Annotated in this window: 14 protein-coding genes; 9 read left to right on the forward strand and 5 right to left on the reverse strand. The window is 72.5% G+C overall.

The genetic code is table 11. The features are described 5' to 3' along the window. Nucleotides 1-6: 6 nt before the first annotated feature. From ABZS37_RS23600 to ABZS37_RS23620, 5 genes are read right to left on the reverse strand one after another with little or no spacing between them, the layout of a single operon-like run. Nucleotides 7-699 carry a CoA pyrophosphatase gene (locus tag ABZS37_RS23600; RefSeq protein ID WP_354994605.1) on the reverse strand — a complete coding sequence of 231 codons (693 nt, stop codon included), beginning with the start codon at nucleotides 697-699 and terminating at the stop codon, nucleotides 7-9. After that, complete coding sequence (locus tag ABZS37_RS23605) at nucleotides 696-1,343, reverse strand: TlpA disulfide reductase family protein (RefSeq protein WP_355172207.1); 648 nt, start codon at nucleotides 1,341-1,343, stop codon at nucleotides 696-698. Before ABZS37_RS23605 ends, ABZS37_RS23600 begins: the two co-directional genes overlap by 4 nt. Further along, nucleotides 1,340-2,128, reverse strand: a complete 789-nt coding sequence (gene nth, locus ABZS37_RS23610) for an endonuclease III (protein WP_355172209.1) — start codon at nucleotides 2,126-2,128, stop codon at nucleotides 1,340-1,342. The genes ABZS37_RS23605 and nth overlap by 4 nt, the downstream gene beginning before the upstream one ends. Before the next feature lie 41 nt (nucleotides 2,129-2,169). Continuing rightward, nucleotides 2,170-3,348, reverse strand: a complete 1,179-nt coding sequence (locus ABZS37_RS23615; RefSeq protein ID WP_355172211.1) for a CapA family protein — start codon at nucleotides 3,346-3,348, stop codon at nucleotides 2,170-2,172. Nucleotides 3,349-3,405: 57 nt separating this feature from the next. Then, entirely contained in the window at nucleotides 3,406-4,068 is a 663-nt protein-coding gene (locus tag ABZS37_RS23620; RefSeq protein WP_355172213.1) for an adenosylcobinamide amidohydrolase, read from the reverse strand. A 142-nt stretch (nucleotides 4,069-4,210) separates the two neighbouring features. Here ABZS37_RS23620 and ABZS37_RS23625 point away from each other — a divergent pair, with 142 nt between their 5' ends. The 9 genes from ABZS37_RS23625 to ABZS37_RS23665 all read left to right on the forward strand — a co-directional run bounded on the left by ABZS37_RS23625 (nucleotide 4,211) and on the right by ABZS37_RS23665 (nucleotide 15,201). Further along, entirely contained in the window at nucleotides 4,211-4,888 is a 678-nt protein-coding gene (locus ABZS37_RS23625) for a Crp/Fnr family transcriptional regulator (RefSeq protein ID WP_007466162.1), read from the forward strand. 110 nt (nucleotides 4,889-4,998) lie between these two features. Beyond that, nucleotides 4,999-5,742 (forward strand): metallophosphoesterase family protein, encoded by a 744-nt coding sequence (locus ABZS37_RS23630; protein WP_355172215.1) that lies wholly within the window; start codon nucleotides 4,999-5,001, stop codon nucleotides 5,740-5,742. A gap of 214 nt (nucleotides 5,743-5,956) precedes the next feature. Continuing rightward, nucleotides 5,957-6,562 (forward strand): TetR/AcrR family transcriptional regulator, encoded by a 606-nt coding sequence (locus ABZS37_RS23635; protein WP_355172217.1) that lies wholly within the window; start codon nucleotides 5,957-5,959, stop codon nucleotides 6,560-6,562. Between the two features lie 37 nt (nucleotides 6,563-6,599). After that, nucleotides 6,600-7,397 carry a TIGR03084 family metal-binding protein gene (locus ABZS37_RS23640; RefSeq protein WP_355172219.1) on the forward strand — a complete coding sequence of 266 codons (798 nt, stop codon included), beginning with the start codon at nucleotides 6,600-6,602 and terminating at the stop codon, nucleotides 7,395-7,397. Beyond that, nucleotides 7,394-9,097, forward strand: a complete 1,704-nt coding sequence (locus ABZS37_RS23645) for an acyclic terpene utilization AtuA family protein (protein WP_355172221.1) — start codon at nucleotides 7,394-7,396, stop codon at nucleotides 9,095-9,097. Before ABZS37_RS23640 ends, ABZS37_RS23645 begins: the two co-directional genes overlap by 4 nt. Beyond that, nucleotides 9,094-10,290, forward strand: coding sequence for an acyl-CoA dehydrogenase family protein (locus tag ABZS37_RS23650; protein WP_355172223.1), 1,197 nt, complete (start codon nucleotides 9,094-9,096; stop codon nucleotides 10,288-10,290). Before ABZS37_RS23645 ends, ABZS37_RS23650 begins: the two co-directional genes overlap by 4 nt. A gap of 114 nt (nucleotides 10,291-10,404) precedes the next feature. Beyond that, the gene (locus tag ABZS37_RS23655) at nucleotides 10,405-12,006 is read left to right on the forward strand and encodes a carboxyl transferase domain-containing protein (RefSeq protein ID WP_355172225.1); all 1,602 of its coding nucleotides are present in this window, start codon (nucleotides 10,405-10,407) and stop codon (nucleotides 12,004-12,006) included. Between the two features lie 9 nt (nucleotides 12,007-12,015). Further along, the gene (locus tag ABZS37_RS23660; protein ID WP_355172227.1) at nucleotides 12,016-14,022 is read left to right on the forward strand and encodes a biotin carboxylase N-terminal domain-containing protein; all 2,007 of its coding nucleotides are present in this window, start codon (nucleotides 12,016-12,018) and stop codon (nucleotides 14,020-14,022) included. A 15-nt stretch (nucleotides 14,023-14,037) separates the two neighbouring features. Continuing rightward, nucleotides 14,038-15,201, forward strand: a complete 1,164-nt coding sequence (locus ABZS37_RS23665; protein WP_355172229.1) for an acyl-CoA dehydrogenase — start codon at nucleotides 14,038-14,040, stop codon at nucleotides 15,199-15,201. Nucleotides 15,202-15,207 lie beyond the last annotated feature (6 nt).

The raw sequence follows: 15,207 nt of genomic DNA on the forward strand, positions 1-15,207 counted from the left end.
GTGCGGTCAGCGCAGGGCGGTCTCGTCGGCCTCGTCGGTGCCGGCGGACGGCGCTGGGGTCGCCCCGGTGGGCGGCAGCTCCACCACCCGGTCACGCGGCCACGGCCGGGCCCAGCCGCCCATCTCCAGAAGGGTGGACAGCACCCCGGCGGTGAAGCCCCAGACCAGCATTCCGCGCGCCGAGAACGCCGGCCCGATCCAGCCGCTGGGGTGCCGGACCCGCATCCGGTTGGCGGGGTCGACCAGCTCGCTGACCGGCAGCCGGGCCACGTGCGCCACCTCGGCCGGCTCCCGGGAGTGCACCGGATGCGGGTCGTGCCACCAGGCCAGCACAGGTGTGACCACGAAGTCGCTGACCGGGATCCACAGTTTCGGCAGCTCGGCCAGCACGGTCACGCTGGCCGGATCGAGGCCGACCTCCTCGTTGGCCTCGCGCAGGGCGGTGGCGCGGACGTCGGCGTCCTCCGGGTCGGCCGCGCCACCGGGGAAGGCCGGCTGGCCGGCGTGGTTGCGCAGGGTGGCGGCGCGTTGCAGGACCAGCACGTCGGGGCCGACGCCGGGCTGCTCGCCGAGCAGCACCAGCACGGCGCTCTCCCGGCCACCCTCCGCCGGGGTGGTGAGCCGGGTGAAGTCCTCGGCGCGGGCGGTGCCCAGCCGGGTCAACAACGGCTCGATCCACTCGGGGGGTCGGTCGGTCACGCCGGCACCACCAGGCCGAGGTGCTCGCGGACCAGCTCGGCGAGCCGGGCGTCGTCGAGGGCACCGGTGGCGTCGATGTGCCGGATCCGACCGTCGGCGTCGACGAAGAGGGTCAGTGGGATGGCGTTGCGCTTCAACTCGCGTTGCAGCGCCTCGCCCTGGTCGACCAGGATCGGGAACCGGACGCCGTAGTCCTCACCGATGGACTGGGCGCCGCCGCGGCTGTCCCGGCTGTTGACGCCGACCACCTGGAGCTGACCGGTGGCCCGCTCGCTGAGGCGCTGGAAGGCGGGCAGTTCCTTGCGGCACGGCGGGCACCAGGAGGCCCACACGTTGATCACGGCCGGCCCGGCCACGTCCCGCAGAGCGACGGGAGCACCGCCGGTGAAGCAGGCCAGGGTCAGCTCCGGCAGCGCCTGCCCGCCGGGCGTGGCGGGGGCCGTCGTGCCGGAGCCGGGGGCCGCCGTGCCGGTGGCGGGCGGCGCGGCCGTGGGTGACGTGCTCAACGCCGCGCAGTCCCGGAATGGCGACGGTCGTTCGGCGGCGGCCGGGCGGGGGGCCGGGTCGTCGTCGGCCGTGCCTCCGGTGCAGCCGGCGACGACCAGCAGAAGCGGCAGGACGAGCAGGGCGAGGCGGCGGTTCACGGCACCTCCGCGGCGACCGCCTGCGCGGGCACCAGCTCCGGGTCGACACCGGCGGCCACCGCGAGGTCGCGCGCCCGGGGGCCCTTGAGCAGCTTGGCGGCGGCTGCCGGCTCGGTCGGCCCGGTGCCGTACGAGGGGCAGAGCTTCGCGAGCGTGCACGCACCGCAGGCCGGCTTGCGGGCGTGGCAGACCCGTCGCCCGTGGAAGATGATCCGGTGCGACAGCGTGGTCCAGTCGCGCTTGTCGTACAGCGCGCCGACCGCGTGCTCGATCTTGACCGGGTCGGTCTCGGTGGTGAGCTGCCACCGGTGGACCAGCCGCTGGAAGTGCGTGTCGACGGTGATGCCGGGGACGTCGAAGGCGTTGCCCAGGATCACGTTGGCGGTCTTGCGGCCGATGCCGGGCAACGTCACCAGGTCGACGAGCCGGCCGGGGACCTGGCCGTCGTACCGGTCGAGGAGGGCCTGCCCGAGCTTGAGCAGCGAGTCGGTCTTGTTGCGGTAGAAGCCGGTGGGCCGGATCAGCTCCTCCATCTCGCCCCGGTCGGCACCGGCGTACGCGGCGGCGCTCGGGTAGCGGGCGAAGAGCTTCGGCGTGACCTCGTTGACCTTCTTGTCCGTGCATTGCGCGGACAGAATCGTGGCGACGGCCAGCTCCAGGGCGTTGGAGTGGTCCAGTTCACAATGCGCGTCGGGGTGCGCCTCGGCCAGCACCCGGCCGATCTTGCGGGCACGGCGTTTGCGCCCGAGGTCGGTCTCGCTGGCACCGGGAGGACTACTGGTCACGACGGTCAGCCTACGTCGCGCCCCGGACGTTCCTGTTCGGGTCAGCCGCCGGCTGGCGGGGAGATCTTGCCCTGCCCGTCGAACCGGGCGCCGCCCTTCGGGAAGTCGATGCTGCTCAACTCGCCGATCAGGCCCAGGCCCCGGTCGTCCGTGTCCATCGTCGGCTTGCCGGCGTCGTTCATGTACGTCGAGGTGAACGAGCCGCCGGCCCAGGTGCCGTCCGGTTTGAGCGACACCTTCAGCACTCCGCCCCAGCCGAGTCGACCGTCGTTGTTCAGCGAGTTACCGCCACCGGCGAAGTTGCCCAGGCTGTACGCGATCAACCGGCCCTTGTAGAACTCCATGCCGCGCAGCACGTGCGGCCCGTGCCCGACGATCAGGTCGGCGCCCGCGTCGATCATGGCGTGGGAGAACTTGATGGGGTCGCCCCGGTTTTCACCAAGGAACATCTCGGTGCCCGGCTTGACCCGGGTCTGCGCGACACCCTCGCCACCCATGTGCACCTGCACGACGACCAGGTCGCCCATGGTGGCCGCCTTGGCAATCACCGTCTTCGCCTTGGCGATGTCGACCAGGCTGTTGGACCACACGTACGACGAGAAGCCGGCAATGGCGACCTTGACGCCCTTGACCTCGACGACGGTGATCTGGTCCGGCGCGCCGGTGTGCTGCAGGTCGTACTTCTCCAGCGCCTTCTGGGTGTTCTCGTAGCCCTTCGGCCCGTAGTCGTAGCCGTGGTTGTTGGCCTGGTTGAGCACGTCGAAGCCGGCGTCGCGCAGGTGTGCGGCGTACTCCGGCGGGGCCCGGAACTGGAAGCAGCGGGTGGAGTTGGCCCCGCACTTGCCGGTGCCGGTGTCCACCGTCAGCGGCTCCTCCAGGTTGCCCATCACCAGGTCGGCCTTGAGCGCCTCGGTGACCGAGGTGAAGAAGCCCTTACCGCCTCCGGCCGGCAACCGGCTCGGCGCGTTGCCCATGATGATGTCGCCGGTGGCGGAGAGCGAGATCGCGCCGCCCGCACCGGAGGCCGCAGGCCCGGTGGCCTTCGGGCCGGCCGTGGACACGGGCGCGCCGGTGCCACCACCTCCGGCGCCGGGCTGCCAGACGGGGGCTTCGCCGCCGGGGTCGGCACAGCCGGCGGTGAGCAGGGCGGCCAGCAGCGCGGCGAGGCCGAGGGCGACGCGGCGACGCGGGCGGGACGCGAGGGGGGCGGCAGCATACATCGCTCGCGACCCTACCGGGCCCGCAAACGCGCCGACGACGGCCGATCGGTTGGAAGTTCAGCCGGGCTGCTGCTCGGACCAGGGCACGACCGTCCCGGTTCCCCCGGCAAGCACCGCGGCGTGCACCGCTCGGGCGAGCGGCGCACCCCAGGTCGAGCGCGGCCCGCCGTACACGGCCTCCGGCCCGTCCACCGGGCACAACACGGTGACCGAGTCGGTCGGGGTGCCGGTCCCCGGCAACCTCAGCTCCCGGATCGCCTGGGTCTTCGCCTCGGTGGCGGTGGCCACCGCGTTGACCAGTGCCGAGTCGGCGAGCCGGGCCGGCACGTACACCACGATGTTGACCGTGCCGACGCGCTGGGCGAGCGCGGCCGGGGCCGGCGCCGCCGCGAGCACCGGCGTGCCGAGCCCTACCGTCACCCAGGCCCGCACCCCGGTGTCGGTCCGCGCCACCACCTCGGCCACATCGACGCCGGTCAGCAGACCAACCCCGGGCCCGTCGAGGGCCAGGTCCGCGGCGAGCGCCGCCAGGTGCGCGGCGGGGTCGTCCCGGTCGTACGACATGGGTACGGTCGCGTTCAACACCCAGCGCCGGACCCCGATGCCACCGCCCAGCGGGCCACTGCTGACCGCCCGCAGGGGCACGTCCGCACGCCAGACGAGCAGCGGAATATCGCGCCCATCCTCGGCGCGGCTGGTCAGAGTCGGCTCGCTTAGCACGTCGGGCAGGTTACGCCCACCGATCAAGATTCCAGGGGCGACCTCTGATTCATGCTCACGTGCGCCTAGACTTGGCGGCGCGCGAGGGGATCAGCGGACGGCGGACCCGCCGACGGACGGCACGCGTAACCGGAGGTGCGCGATGGACGAGGTACTTGCCCGCAGCGGGATCTTCCAGGGTGTTGACCCGGAAGCTGCCGAGGCGCTCGCCAAGGAGATGGAGACGATCGAGGTCCGCAAGGGCGAGATCGTCTTCAATGAGGGCGAGCCCGGTGACAGCCTCTATATCCTGCTGTCCGGGAAGATCAAGGTTGGTCGCCGCGCAGCGGACGGCCGGCAGAACCTGATCGCGGTGATGGGGCCGTCGGACATGGTCGGTGAGCTGTCGCTCTTCGACCCCGGTCCGCGTACGGCGACCGCCACCGCGGTGACTGACACCCGGCTGGTGCGACTGCGCAAGCAGGCGCTGCGGCCCTGGCTGAACAACCGCCCGGAGATCGCCGAGCAGTTGCTCCGGGTGCTCGCCCGGCGGCTGCGCCGGACCAACGACTCGCTCGCCGACCTGATCTTCACGGACGTGCCGGGCCGGGTCGCCAAGAACCTGCTCCAGATGGCTGGCCGGTTCGGCACCCGCGACGGCGGCGTCCTGCGGGTGACCCACGACCTCACCCAGGAGGAGATCGCCCAGCTCGTTGGCGCCTCCCGGGAGACGGTCAACAAGGCGCTGGCCGACTTCGCTTCGCGGGGCTGGCTGCGGCTGGACGGCAAGAGCATCATCATTCTGGACCCGGAGCGCCTCGCACGTCGCGCCCGCGTCTGAGCAGCACGTCCCGTCCCCGCCTCCCGTCACCGACGGGAGGCGGGGCGTTTTTTGTCTGCCCGACGCAGAATCGCTGGGCCGGAGGCAGCGCCAGCGGTGAGGGTGGGGCCATGGTGAACACGGTTGCCGTGCTGTCCGACATCCATGGCGTACTGCCCGCACTGGAGGCCGTGCTGGCCGAGCCGGACGTCGCCACCGCCGATCTGATCGTGCTCACCGGCGACATCGCGGCCGGCCCGCAGCCGGTCGAGGTGCTGGACATGCTCGCCGGCCTCGGCGATCGCGCCTGCTGGGTGGGCGGCAACGCCGACCGCGAGCTGGTCGAGGCGCGGGCCGGCCGGCCCGCGTCGATCGAGGTGTCCGACTGGGCCGCCGGGCAGCTCCGTGACGACCAGCTGGCCCGTCTCGCCGCGCTGCCGGCGACGGCGACGTTCGAGATCAACGGGCTCGGCACAACGCTGTTCTGCCACGCCACACCCCGCGACGACGAGGAGGTCGTGCTCGTCGACTCCCGGATGGAGCGCTGGGCGGAGGTGTTCGCCGGCCTCCCGGCCGAGGTTTCGACGGTGGTCTGCGGTCACACCCACATGCCCTTCACCCGGCTGGTCGACCGGCGCCTGGTGGTCAACCCGGGCAGCATCGGCATGCCGTACGGGGGTGTGGGTGCGTGGTGGGCACTGCTCGGGCCGGGCGTGCAGTTGCGCCGTACCGTCTTCGACGTGGACGCGGCCTGCGCCCGGGTGGCGACGGAGTCGGCCTTCCCCGACGCCGCCGCCTGGGCCGACGAGTACCTGCGTTCCCAGCACAGCGACGCCGACGCGCTGGCCGTCTTTGGCCCCCGCGACGGCCGCTGAAGCAGCAGCACTCGCGACGGCCGCGGAGGCAGCGGTTGGGGACATGCTGCGTGCCTTTGGAGCTGAATCGCTTGTGACATCAGCGGATGACTCGCTTGTGACATCAGCTCCAAAGCGCGCCCGCACCCCGCACCTGGGCGCGCCACCCCGCGAATCGCGAGCCCATAAAAAGTCAGTCTTGACTGTTTGTTTCTCAGGCGGCAGGCTGTCCCGCATGCCACCCGCATCGACGCGCGTCCCTCAGCAGGAACGCAGCCGCGCCACCCAGGCCCGGCTGCTGGAGGCGACCGTCGACTGCCTGATCGAGCACGGCTGGTCCGGCACCACCACCACCACCGTCGCGGCGCGGGCCGGCGTCTCACGCGGCGCTCAGCTGCACCACTACCCCACGAAGGCCGCGCTGGTCACGGCCGCCGTCGCTCATCTGGCCGAGCGACGGGCCGACGAGTTGCGCACCGAGGCCGAGGCGTTGCCGGCCGGGCCGCAGCGGCTGGACCGGGTGATCGACCTGCTCGGCGCCGCGTTCACCGGGCCGCTCTTCGTCGCCGCGCTCGAACTCTGGGTCGCCGCCCGCACGGACCGAGAGCTTCGCGACGCACTGATGCCGCTGGAGGCAATGGTCGGCCGGGAGATGCATCGACTCACCGTCGCCCTGCTCGGCGTCGACGAGCGCCGACCCGGCGTCCGCGAAGCGGTGCAGGCCACCCTCGACCTGCTCCGCGGGCTCGGGGTGGCCAACCTTCTCAGCGACGACTCGGCCCGTCGTACCGCCCTGTTGACCACCTGGAAGCGCCAGCTCGCCGCCCTGCTCACGCCCTGACCGCTGGCCGCACCGGCCACGACCGACCGGAGGCACCATGGTCGACCTCACCGACCTGCTCGCGGATCTGGCCGCCGAGTCCGCCCAACTGGATGCCCTGGTGGCACCTCTGTCAGCGGCCGACTGGGCACGACCGACCCCCGCGTCGGGCTGGAGCATCGGGCACCAGATCGCCCACCTCGCCTGGACCGACCACGTGGCGCTGCTGGCCGCCACCGATCCCGCCGCGTTCTTCGCGACGGTGACGGCCGCGCCGGATCCGGCCCGGCTCGTCGACCACGGCGCCGAGGACTTCCTCGCTCCGCCGGCGGAACTGCTCGCCCGCTGGCGCGCCGGCCGGGCAGCGCTCATCGACGCACTCGCCGCCGTCCCGGCCGGCGAGAAGCTGCCCTGGTACGGCACCCGGATGTCAGCCACCTCGATGGCGACCGCCCGGATCATGGAGACCTGGGCACACGGTGAGGATGTGGCCGACACGCTCGGCGTCGTCCGCCCCGCCAGCGACCGGCTCCGGCACGTCGCGCACCTCGGTGTGCGTACCCTCGGGCACGGCTTCGCCGCGCACGGCCGGGTGGCACCGACGACGCCGGTCCGGGTCGAGCTGGTCGGGCCCGGCGGCGACACGTGGAGCTGGGGTCCGGCGGACGCCGCCGACCGGCTCACCGGCCCGGCTCGGGATTTCTGCCTGCTGGTCACCCAGCGCCGACACCGCGCGGACCTCGCCCTGGTCGCCACCGGTCCGGTCGCGGACGAGTGGCTCGACGTGGCGCAGGCGTTCGCCGGCCCGCCGGGTGCTGGCCGAGAGCCGGTCGGCGCGGACGGAGCACAGGCATGATCCGGATCGGGAACGCCTCCGGCTTCTACGGCGACCGGTTCACCGCCTGGCGGGAGATGCTCGACGGCGGCGAGCTGGACGTGCTGACCGGTGACTACCTGGCCGAGTTGACCATGTTGATCCTCGCCCGGGACCGGCTGCGCGACCCCGACCTGGGCTACGCGAAGACGTTCCTGCGGCAACTGGAGACGTGCCTCGGCACCGCCCTCGACCGGGGGGTGCGGATCGTGACCAACGCCGGCGGGTTGAACCCGGCCGGTCTGGCCGCCGCCATCGACGCACTCGCCAACCGTCTGGGCCTGCCGGCCAAGGTCGGGTACGTCGAGGGCGACACGATCCAGCGGCCGGACGCGTTGAGCGCGAACGCCTACCTCGGCGCGTTCGGGATCGCCGCCTGCCTCGACGGTGGAGCGGACGTGGTGGTCACCGGTCGGGTCACCGACGCGTCGCTGGTGGTCGGTCCGGCCATCGCCCGCTACGGGTGGGGCCGTGATGACCTCGACGAGTTGGCCGGGGCGACCGTCGCGGGGCACCTCGTCGAGTGCGGCGCGCAGGTCACCGGTGGCAACTTCAGCTTCTTCACCGAGCTGCCCGACGGCGGGCACCGGCCCGGTTTCCCGATCGCCGAGGTGCACGCCGATGGGTCGACGGTGCTCACCAAGCATCCGGGCACCGGCGGCGCGGTCACCGTGGAGACGGTCACCGCCCAACTGCTCTATGAGATCGGTGGGCCCGCGTACCTGGGTCCGGACGTGGTCACCAGGCTGGACACCGCAACGGTGCGCTCCGACGGGCCGGACCGGGTCCGGGTCTCCGGCGTCCGGGGCACGCCCCCGCCGGCCACGCTCAAGGTGGGCGTCAACAACCTCGGCGGCTTCCGCAACTCGATGACCTTCGTCCTCTGTGGTCTGGACATCGAGGCGAAGGCGAGCCTGGTTCGGGGGCAGGTCGAGGAGGTGGTGGGCAAGGACGGGCTGGAGTGCGTGCTGGCCCGGACCGACCACCCGGATGCCGCCGACACCGAGGCCGCCAGCGCCCTGCTCCACGTCCACCTGCGCGACAGCGACAAGGCGCGGGCCGGGCGGGCGTTCTCGGCAGCCGCGGTGGAGCTGGCGCTGGCCTCGTACCCGGGCTGCACGCTGACCACCCTGCCCGGCGACGCGACTCCGTACGGTGTCTTCACCGCCGACGCGGTGCCCCAGGACGCGGTGGCGCACGTAGCGGTGCTGCCCAGCGGTGCGCGCGTGCCGATCGCCACGCCGATCCGTACCGCCCCCACGCCCGACCCGGAGACCGAGACGGCACCGGGCGGCGGGACAGCGGGCGATGGCCCGACCCGGCGCGGGGCGCTCGGCGAGCTGGTCGGCGCGCGCTCCGGAGACAAGGCCGGCGATGCCAACCTCGGCGTCTGGGCGCGTTCCGAGGCCGGGTACGCGTGGCTGCGCGCCTGGTTGACCGTCGAGCGGCTGGCCGAGCTGCTGCCGGAGACCGCGCCACTGTCGGTGCGGCGCTACGAGCTGCCAAACCTGCGTGCGGTCAACTTCGTGATCGAGGGCCTGCTCGGGGCGGGGGTGGCCGCGTCCACCCGGTTCGACCCGCAGGCCAAGGCGCTCGGTGAGCTGCTGCGCGCCCGGATCGTCGACCTGCCGGCCGACGTGCCTGCCGGGCCGGCGGCAGTGGACGGAGAGACAACGGAATGAGCATCGTGGACACCCCCGAGCGGCGGCAGCTGCGTGAGCTGACCCGGACGTTCGTGACCCGGGAGGTGCTGCCGCACCTGGACGACTGGGAACGGGCCGGCGAGGTGCCGAGATCCCTGCACGCCACCGCCGCGAAGCTTGGTCTGCTCGGCATCGGCTTCCCCGAGTCGGTCGGCGGCAGCGGCGGCGACCTGCTCGACTCGATCATCGTGACCGAGGAGCTGATCCGTTCCGGCGGCTCGTCCGGCCTGATCGCGGCCCTGTTCACGCACGGCATCGCGCTGCCGCACATGGTCGCGGCGGCCGGCGCCCACACCGGCGGCTCGCTGGGCGGCCGGCTCGGCAGCAGCTCCGCACCCGGCGACGACGGCCTGATCGAGCGGTACGTCCGGCCGACCCTGGCCGGCACGATGATCGGGGCGCTGGCGATCACCGAGCCGGACGGCGGTTCGGACGTGGCCGGCATCCGCACCACCGCCCGCCGCGACGGCGACCACTACGTGGTGAACGGGTCGAAGACCTACATCACCAGCGGGCACCGGGCGGACTTCGTGACCACGGCGGTCTGCACGGACTTCCCCGGCAGCGGCTCCCTCACCCTGCTGGTCATCGACAAGGGCAGCCCCGGGTTCACGGTGGGACGTCGGCTGGAGAAGCTGGGCTGGCACTGCTCGGACACCGCCGAGCTGTCGTTCGTCGACGTGCGGGTGCCGGTGGCCAACCGGATCGGCGCGGAGGACACCGGCTTCCTGGCGATCATGCAGAATTTCGCCGCGGAGCGGCTCTCGCTGGCCACCCAGGCGTACGCCACCGCGCAGCGCTGCGTCGAGCTGGCCATGCGCTGGTGCCGGGACCGGGAGACCTTCGGCCGTCCGCTGGCCAGCCGGCAGGTGGTCCGGCACCGGCTGGCCGAGATGCACACCCGTGCCGAGGCGGCCCGGGCGTACGTGCACGAGGTCGCGGGTCGGGTCGCGGCCGGTGAGCCGGTGGTGACCGAGGTGGCGATGGCCAAGAACGTGGCGGTGGCCGCCTGCGACCAGGTGGTCGACCAGGCGCTGCAGTTGCACGGCGGGTTCGGTTACCTGCGCGACGCCGAGGTGGAGCGGCACTACCGGGACGCCCGGATCCTCGGCATCGGCGGCGGCACCACCGAGATCATGAACGAGATCATCGTGAAGGGGATGGGCCTGTGAGCACGAGGAGTGAGCCGGGCCTGCGAGCCCCGCAGTCGCGAACGAAGGAGGCACGGTGAGCGCGAGGAGTGAGCCGGGCCTGCGAGCCCCGCAGTCGCGAACGAAGGAGGCACGGTGACCACACTGGACACCTCGGTCGACCCGTCCGCGCCCGGCTTCGAGGCGAACCGGGCGGCGTTGCTGGACCGGCTCACCGAGCTGGACGCGACGCTGGACCAGGCTCGCGCGGGCGGCGGCGAGAAGTACGTGACCCGGCACCACAAGCGGGGCAAGCTGCTGGCGCGGGAGCGGATCGAGCTGTTGGTGGACGCCGACAGCCCGTTCCTGGAGCTGTCATCGGTGGCGGCGTACGGCACCGACTTCCCGGTCGGGGCCAGCGTGGTCACCGGCATCGGGGTGGTCGAGGGCGTGGAGTGCCTGATCATCGCCAACGACCCGACGGTACGCGGTGGCGCGGTCAACCCGTGGTCGCTGGCGAAGACCCGACGGGCCGGCGAGATCGCCCTGGCCAACCGGCTGCCGATGCTCAACCTGGTCGAGTCGGCCGGGGCGGACCTGCCCACCCAGGCAGAGATCTTCATCCCGGGTGGCCGGGTGTTCCGCGACCTGACCCGGCTCTCCGCGGCGAAGATCCCCACGGTCAGCGTGGTCTTCGGCAACGCCACGGCCGGTGGCGCGTACGTGCCGGGGATGTCCGACCACGTGATCATGATTCGGGACCGGTCGCAGGTCTACCTGGCCGGGCCTCCGCTTGTGAAGATGGCGACCGGCGAGGTCACCGACGACGAGTCGCTGGGCGGCGCGGCGATGCACGCCGCCACGTCCGGGCTCGCGGACTACCTGGCCGAGGACGAGCGGGACGCCATCCGGCTGGCCCGGCAGTGCGTGCGCCGGTTGAACTGGCACAAGCAGGGCCCGTCGCCGCGTACGGCCGTGCCACAGCCACCGAAGTACGACCCGGAGGAACTGCTCGGCGTCGTCAGCGCGGACCTGAAGGTGCCGTTCGACCCGCGCGAGGTGCTGGCCCGCATCCTGGACGGTAGCGACTTCGACGAGTTCAAGCCGGCGTACGGGGACGCGCTGGTCACCGGCTGGGGCGAGCTGCACGGGTACCCGGTCGGCGTGCTGGCCAATGCCCGTGGGGTGCTGTTCAGCGAGGAGGCGCAGAAGGCGGCCCAGTTCATTCAGCTCGCCAACGCCGCGGACACCCCGCTGATCTTCCTGCAGAACACCACCGGCTACATGGTCGGCACGGAGTACGAGCAGCGCGGCATCATCAAGCACGGCGCACTGATGGTCAATGCGGTGTCCAACTCGCAGGTGCCGCACCTGACGGTGAACCTGGGTGCCTCGTACGGCGCTGGCAACTACGGGATGTGTGGTCGGGCGTACGAGCCGAGGTTCCTGTTCACCTGGCCGAACGCGAAGTCGGCGGTGATGGGCCCGGCACAGCTCGCCGGAGTGCTCTCCATCGTGGCTCGGCAGGCCGCCGCAGCCCGAGGGCGTGACTACGACGAGGAGTCCGACGCGGCGATGCGGATGATGGTCGAGCAGCAGATCGAGTCGCAGTCGGGCGCGCTCTTCCTGTCCGGCCGGCTCTACGACGACGGGGTGATCGACCCTCGGGACACGCGTACCGTCCTCGGGCTCTGCCTCTCGGCGATCCACAACGGACCGGTGAAGGGCGCCGACGGTTTCGGCGTCTTCCGGCACTGAGGGGCTGACATGATTCGGAAACTGCTCGTTGCCAATCGAGGAGAGATCGCGCGCCGGGTCTTCGCGACCTGCCGGGCGCTCGGCGTGGAGACGGTCGCCGTGCACTCGGACGCCGACGCCGACGCGCCGTTCGTCCTGGAGGCCGACCAGGCGGTCCGCCTGCCGGGGAACACGCCGGCCGAGACGTACCTGCGGGTTGATTTGATCCTGGACGCGGCCCGGCGCAGCGGCGCGGACGCCGTCCACCCGGGTTACGGCTTCCTCGCCGAGAACGGCGAGTTCGCGACGGCGGTGACCGACGCCGGGCTGACCTGGGTCGGGCCGCCGGCCAAGGTGATCGCCGCGATGGGCGACAAGCTGGCGGCGAAGGCGCTGCTCGCCGAGGCGGGTGTGCCGATGTTGCCGAGCTGGACCGACACCGACGAGATCACCGATTTCCCGGTGCTGGTCAAGGCGTCCGCCGGCGGAGGTGGGCGCGGGATGCGGATCGTCCAGGACTCGGCCGGGCTGGCCGAGGCCGTCGCATCCGCGCGCCGCGAGGCCGCTGCGGCGTTCGGCGACGGCACGGTCTTCATCGAGCGGTACGTCGAGCGCGGCCGGCACGTCGAGGTGCAGATCTTCGGCGACACCCACGGCCGGGTGGTGTCCCTCGGTGACCGGGAGTGTTCGATCCAGCGGCGGCACCAGAAGATCGTCGAGGAGGCGCCCGCGGTCGTCCCGGAGCGGGTGCGGACGGCGTTGCACGAGGCGGCGGTGGCCGCCGGTCGCGCCGTCGACTACCTGGGCGCGGGCACGGTGGAGTTCCTGCTCGCCCCGGGTGGGGAGTTCTTCTTCCTGGAGATGAACACCCGGCTCCAGGTGGAGCACCCGGTCACCGAACTGTGCACCGGGCTGGACCTGGTGGGGCTGCAACTGCTCGTCGCGGAGGGCGAGCCGCTCCCGGCGACCCTGCCGGCCAGCACCGGGCATGCGATCGAGGTACGCCTCTGCGCGGAGGACGCCGCAGCGGGTTGGCGGCCGGCCACCGGCACCCTGCACCGGTTCACGGTCCCTCAGGTGGCCGCCGAGTTCGGCGGGCTGGCCGGGCCGGGCCTACGGCTCGACTCGGGCGTGGTGGCCGGCTCGGTGGTCGGGGTGCACTACGACTCGATGCTGGCGAAGCTGGTCGCCTGGGGTCGCACCCGCGCGGAGGCGACCCGGCTGCTGTCCACCGCGCTGACCCGGGCCGAGCTGCACGGGGTGACCACCAACCGCGACCTGCTGGTCCGGGTCCTGCGCAGCCCCGCGTTCGCCGCCGTGGAGATCGACACCGGTTTCCTGGACCGGCACGCGGAGGTCTTCGCCCCGCTGCTCCCCGCCGACCGGCTCCCGCTGGCCGCACTCGTGGCGGCGCTCGCCTCGGCCGCCGGTCGTCGCGCCGAGGCTCGGGTGCTGGCCGGGTTGCCGTCGGGCTGGCGCAACGTGCCGGCCGTCCCGCAGGTCACTCGCTTCACGGGCCCGGACGCCGAGATCGAGGTCCGCTACCGGCTGGATCGCACGGGCGGGCTCGCCGAGTGGTCCACCGAACCCAGTGCCACCGACCCCAGTGCGACCCACCCCAGTGGCACCGACCCCGGTGCCACCGACCCCGCCGTGGCGCTGGTCGAGGCCACCCCGGACCGGGTCGTGCTCGACGTCGACGGGGTGCGGCACGCGTACCGCGTACACCGGGTGGGGTCGGCGGTTTTCGTGGACGGCCCGGACGGGGCGGCGAGCCTGGCCGAACTGCCGCGTCTCCCGCGGCCCACCGCGGAGGTGGCCGCCGGGTCGCTGCTCGCGCCGCTGCCCGGCGCGGTGACCCGAGTGCACGTCCAGGTCGGCCAGCGGGTCTCGGCCGGCGATCCGCTGCTCACGTTGGAAGCGATGAAGCTGGAACATCCCGTGCTCGCCCCGACCGACGGCGTCGTCGCCGAGCTGCCGGTGCCGGCCGGTGGCCAGGTGCGCACCGGTGCCGTGCTGGCCGTCATCGACAACTGAAGAGGAGAACCCCCGATGACCTTCGATCTCACCCCCGAGCAGGACCAACTGCGCGACGCCGTGCGGGCGCTGGGCCGCCGCTACGGCCACGGCTACTTCGTCGAGAAGGCGAAGGCCGGCGAACACACCACCGAGCTGTGGGCCGAGGCTGGCCGGCTCGGCTACCTGGGGGTCAACATCCCCACCGAGTACGGCGGCGGCGGTGGCGGCATCACCGAGCTGGCCATCGTCTGCGAGGAGCTGGCGGCGGCCGGCTGCCCCCTGCTGCTGCTGGTGGTCTCCCCCGCCATCGCGGCCACCATCGTCAGCCGGCACGGCACCGAGGAGCAGCGCAAGCGGCACCTGCCCGGCCTCGCCGACGGGTCCCAGAAGATCGTCTTCGCGATCACCGAGCCGGATGCTGGCTCCAACTTCCACCGGCTCGGCACTGTGGCTCGCCGGGACGGCGACGGCTGGCTGCTGAACGGCCGCAAGTGCTACATCTCCGGGGTCGACGAGGCCGACCACGTGCTGGTGGTGGCCAGGACCGAGGATGCGTCGACCGGAAAACTGAAGCCGGCGCTGTTCCTCGTGCCGACCGACGCGGCCGGGCTGACCCGGTCCAAGCTGGACATGGAGATCCTGTCCCCGGAGAACCAGTTCCTGCTCTTCCTGGACGACGTGCGCCTGCCCGCCGACGCGTTGGTCGGTGAGTCGCTGGACACCGGGCTGCCAGCGCTCTTCGCCGGGCTCAACCCGGAACGGATCACCGTGGCCGCGATGGGAGCCGGCACCGGCCGGTACGCCATCGAGCGGGCCAGCGACTACACCGCCACCCGCAAGGTCTGGGGTGGCCGGACCATCGGCTCCCACCAGGGCGTGTCGCACCCGCTGGCACACGCGGCAGTGCAGGTGGAGTTGGCCCGCCTCATGATCCAGAAGGCGGCCACCCTGTACGACGCCGGCCGCGACCTGGAGGCCGGGGTCGCCGGCAACATGGCCAAGTACGCCTCCGGGGAGGCCGCCGCGCTCGCCGTCGACACCGCCGTGCAGGTGCTCGGCGGGGCCGGAATGACCACCGAGTACGGAGTGGCGACCCTGCTCGGCGCGGTCCGGGCCGGCCGGATCGCCCCGGTCAGCCGGGAAATGATCCTCAACTTCGTGGCCCAGCACGTCCTCGGTCAGGACAAGTCGTACTGAGCGACA

The sequence above is a fragment of the Micromonospora sp. NPDC005413 genome (assembly GCF_040606435.1).
GTDB lineage: Bacteria > Actinomycetota > Actinomycetes > Mycobacteriales > Micromonosporaceae > Micromonospora.

Excerpts from the sequence above, each read along its gene's own strand:
- ABZS37_RS23615 (WP_355172211.1), bottom strand. The coding sequence starts at position 3,348 with ATGTATGCTGCCGCCCCCCTCGCGTCCCGCCCGCGTCGCCGCGTCGCC.
- ABZS37_RS23625 (WP_007466162.1), top strand. The coding sequence starts at position 4,211 with ATGGACGAGGTACTTGCCCGCAGCGGGATCTTCCAGGGTGTTGACCCG.
- ABZS37_RS23630 (WP_355172215.1), top strand. The coding sequence starts at position 4,999 with ATGGTGAACACGGTTGCCGTGCTGTCCGACATCCATGGCGTACTGCCC.
- ABZS37_RS23635 (WP_355172217.1), top strand. The coding sequence starts at position 5,957 with ATGCCACCCGCATCGACGCGCGTCCCTCAGCAGGAACGCAGCCGCGCC.
- ABZS37_RS23640 (WP_355172219.1), top strand. The coding sequence starts at position 6,600 with ATGGTCGACCTCACCGACCTGCTCGCGGATCTGGCCGCCGAGTCCGCC.
- ABZS37_RS23645 (WP_355172221.1), top strand. The coding sequence starts at position 7,394 with ATGATCCGGATCGGGAACGCCTCCGGCTTCTACGGCGACCGGTTCACC.
- ABZS37_RS23650 (WP_355172223.1), top strand. The coding sequence starts at position 9,094 with ATGAGCATCGTGGACACCCCCGAGCGGCGGCAGCTGCGTGAGCTGACC.
- ABZS37_RS23660 (WP_355172227.1), top strand. The coding sequence starts at position 12,016 with ATGATTCGGAAACTGCTCGTTGCCAATCGAGGAGAGATCGCGCGCCGG.
- ABZS37_RS23665 (WP_355172229.1), top strand. The coding sequence starts at position 14,038 with ATGACCTTCGATCTCACCCCCGAGCAGGACCAACTGCGCGACGCCGTG.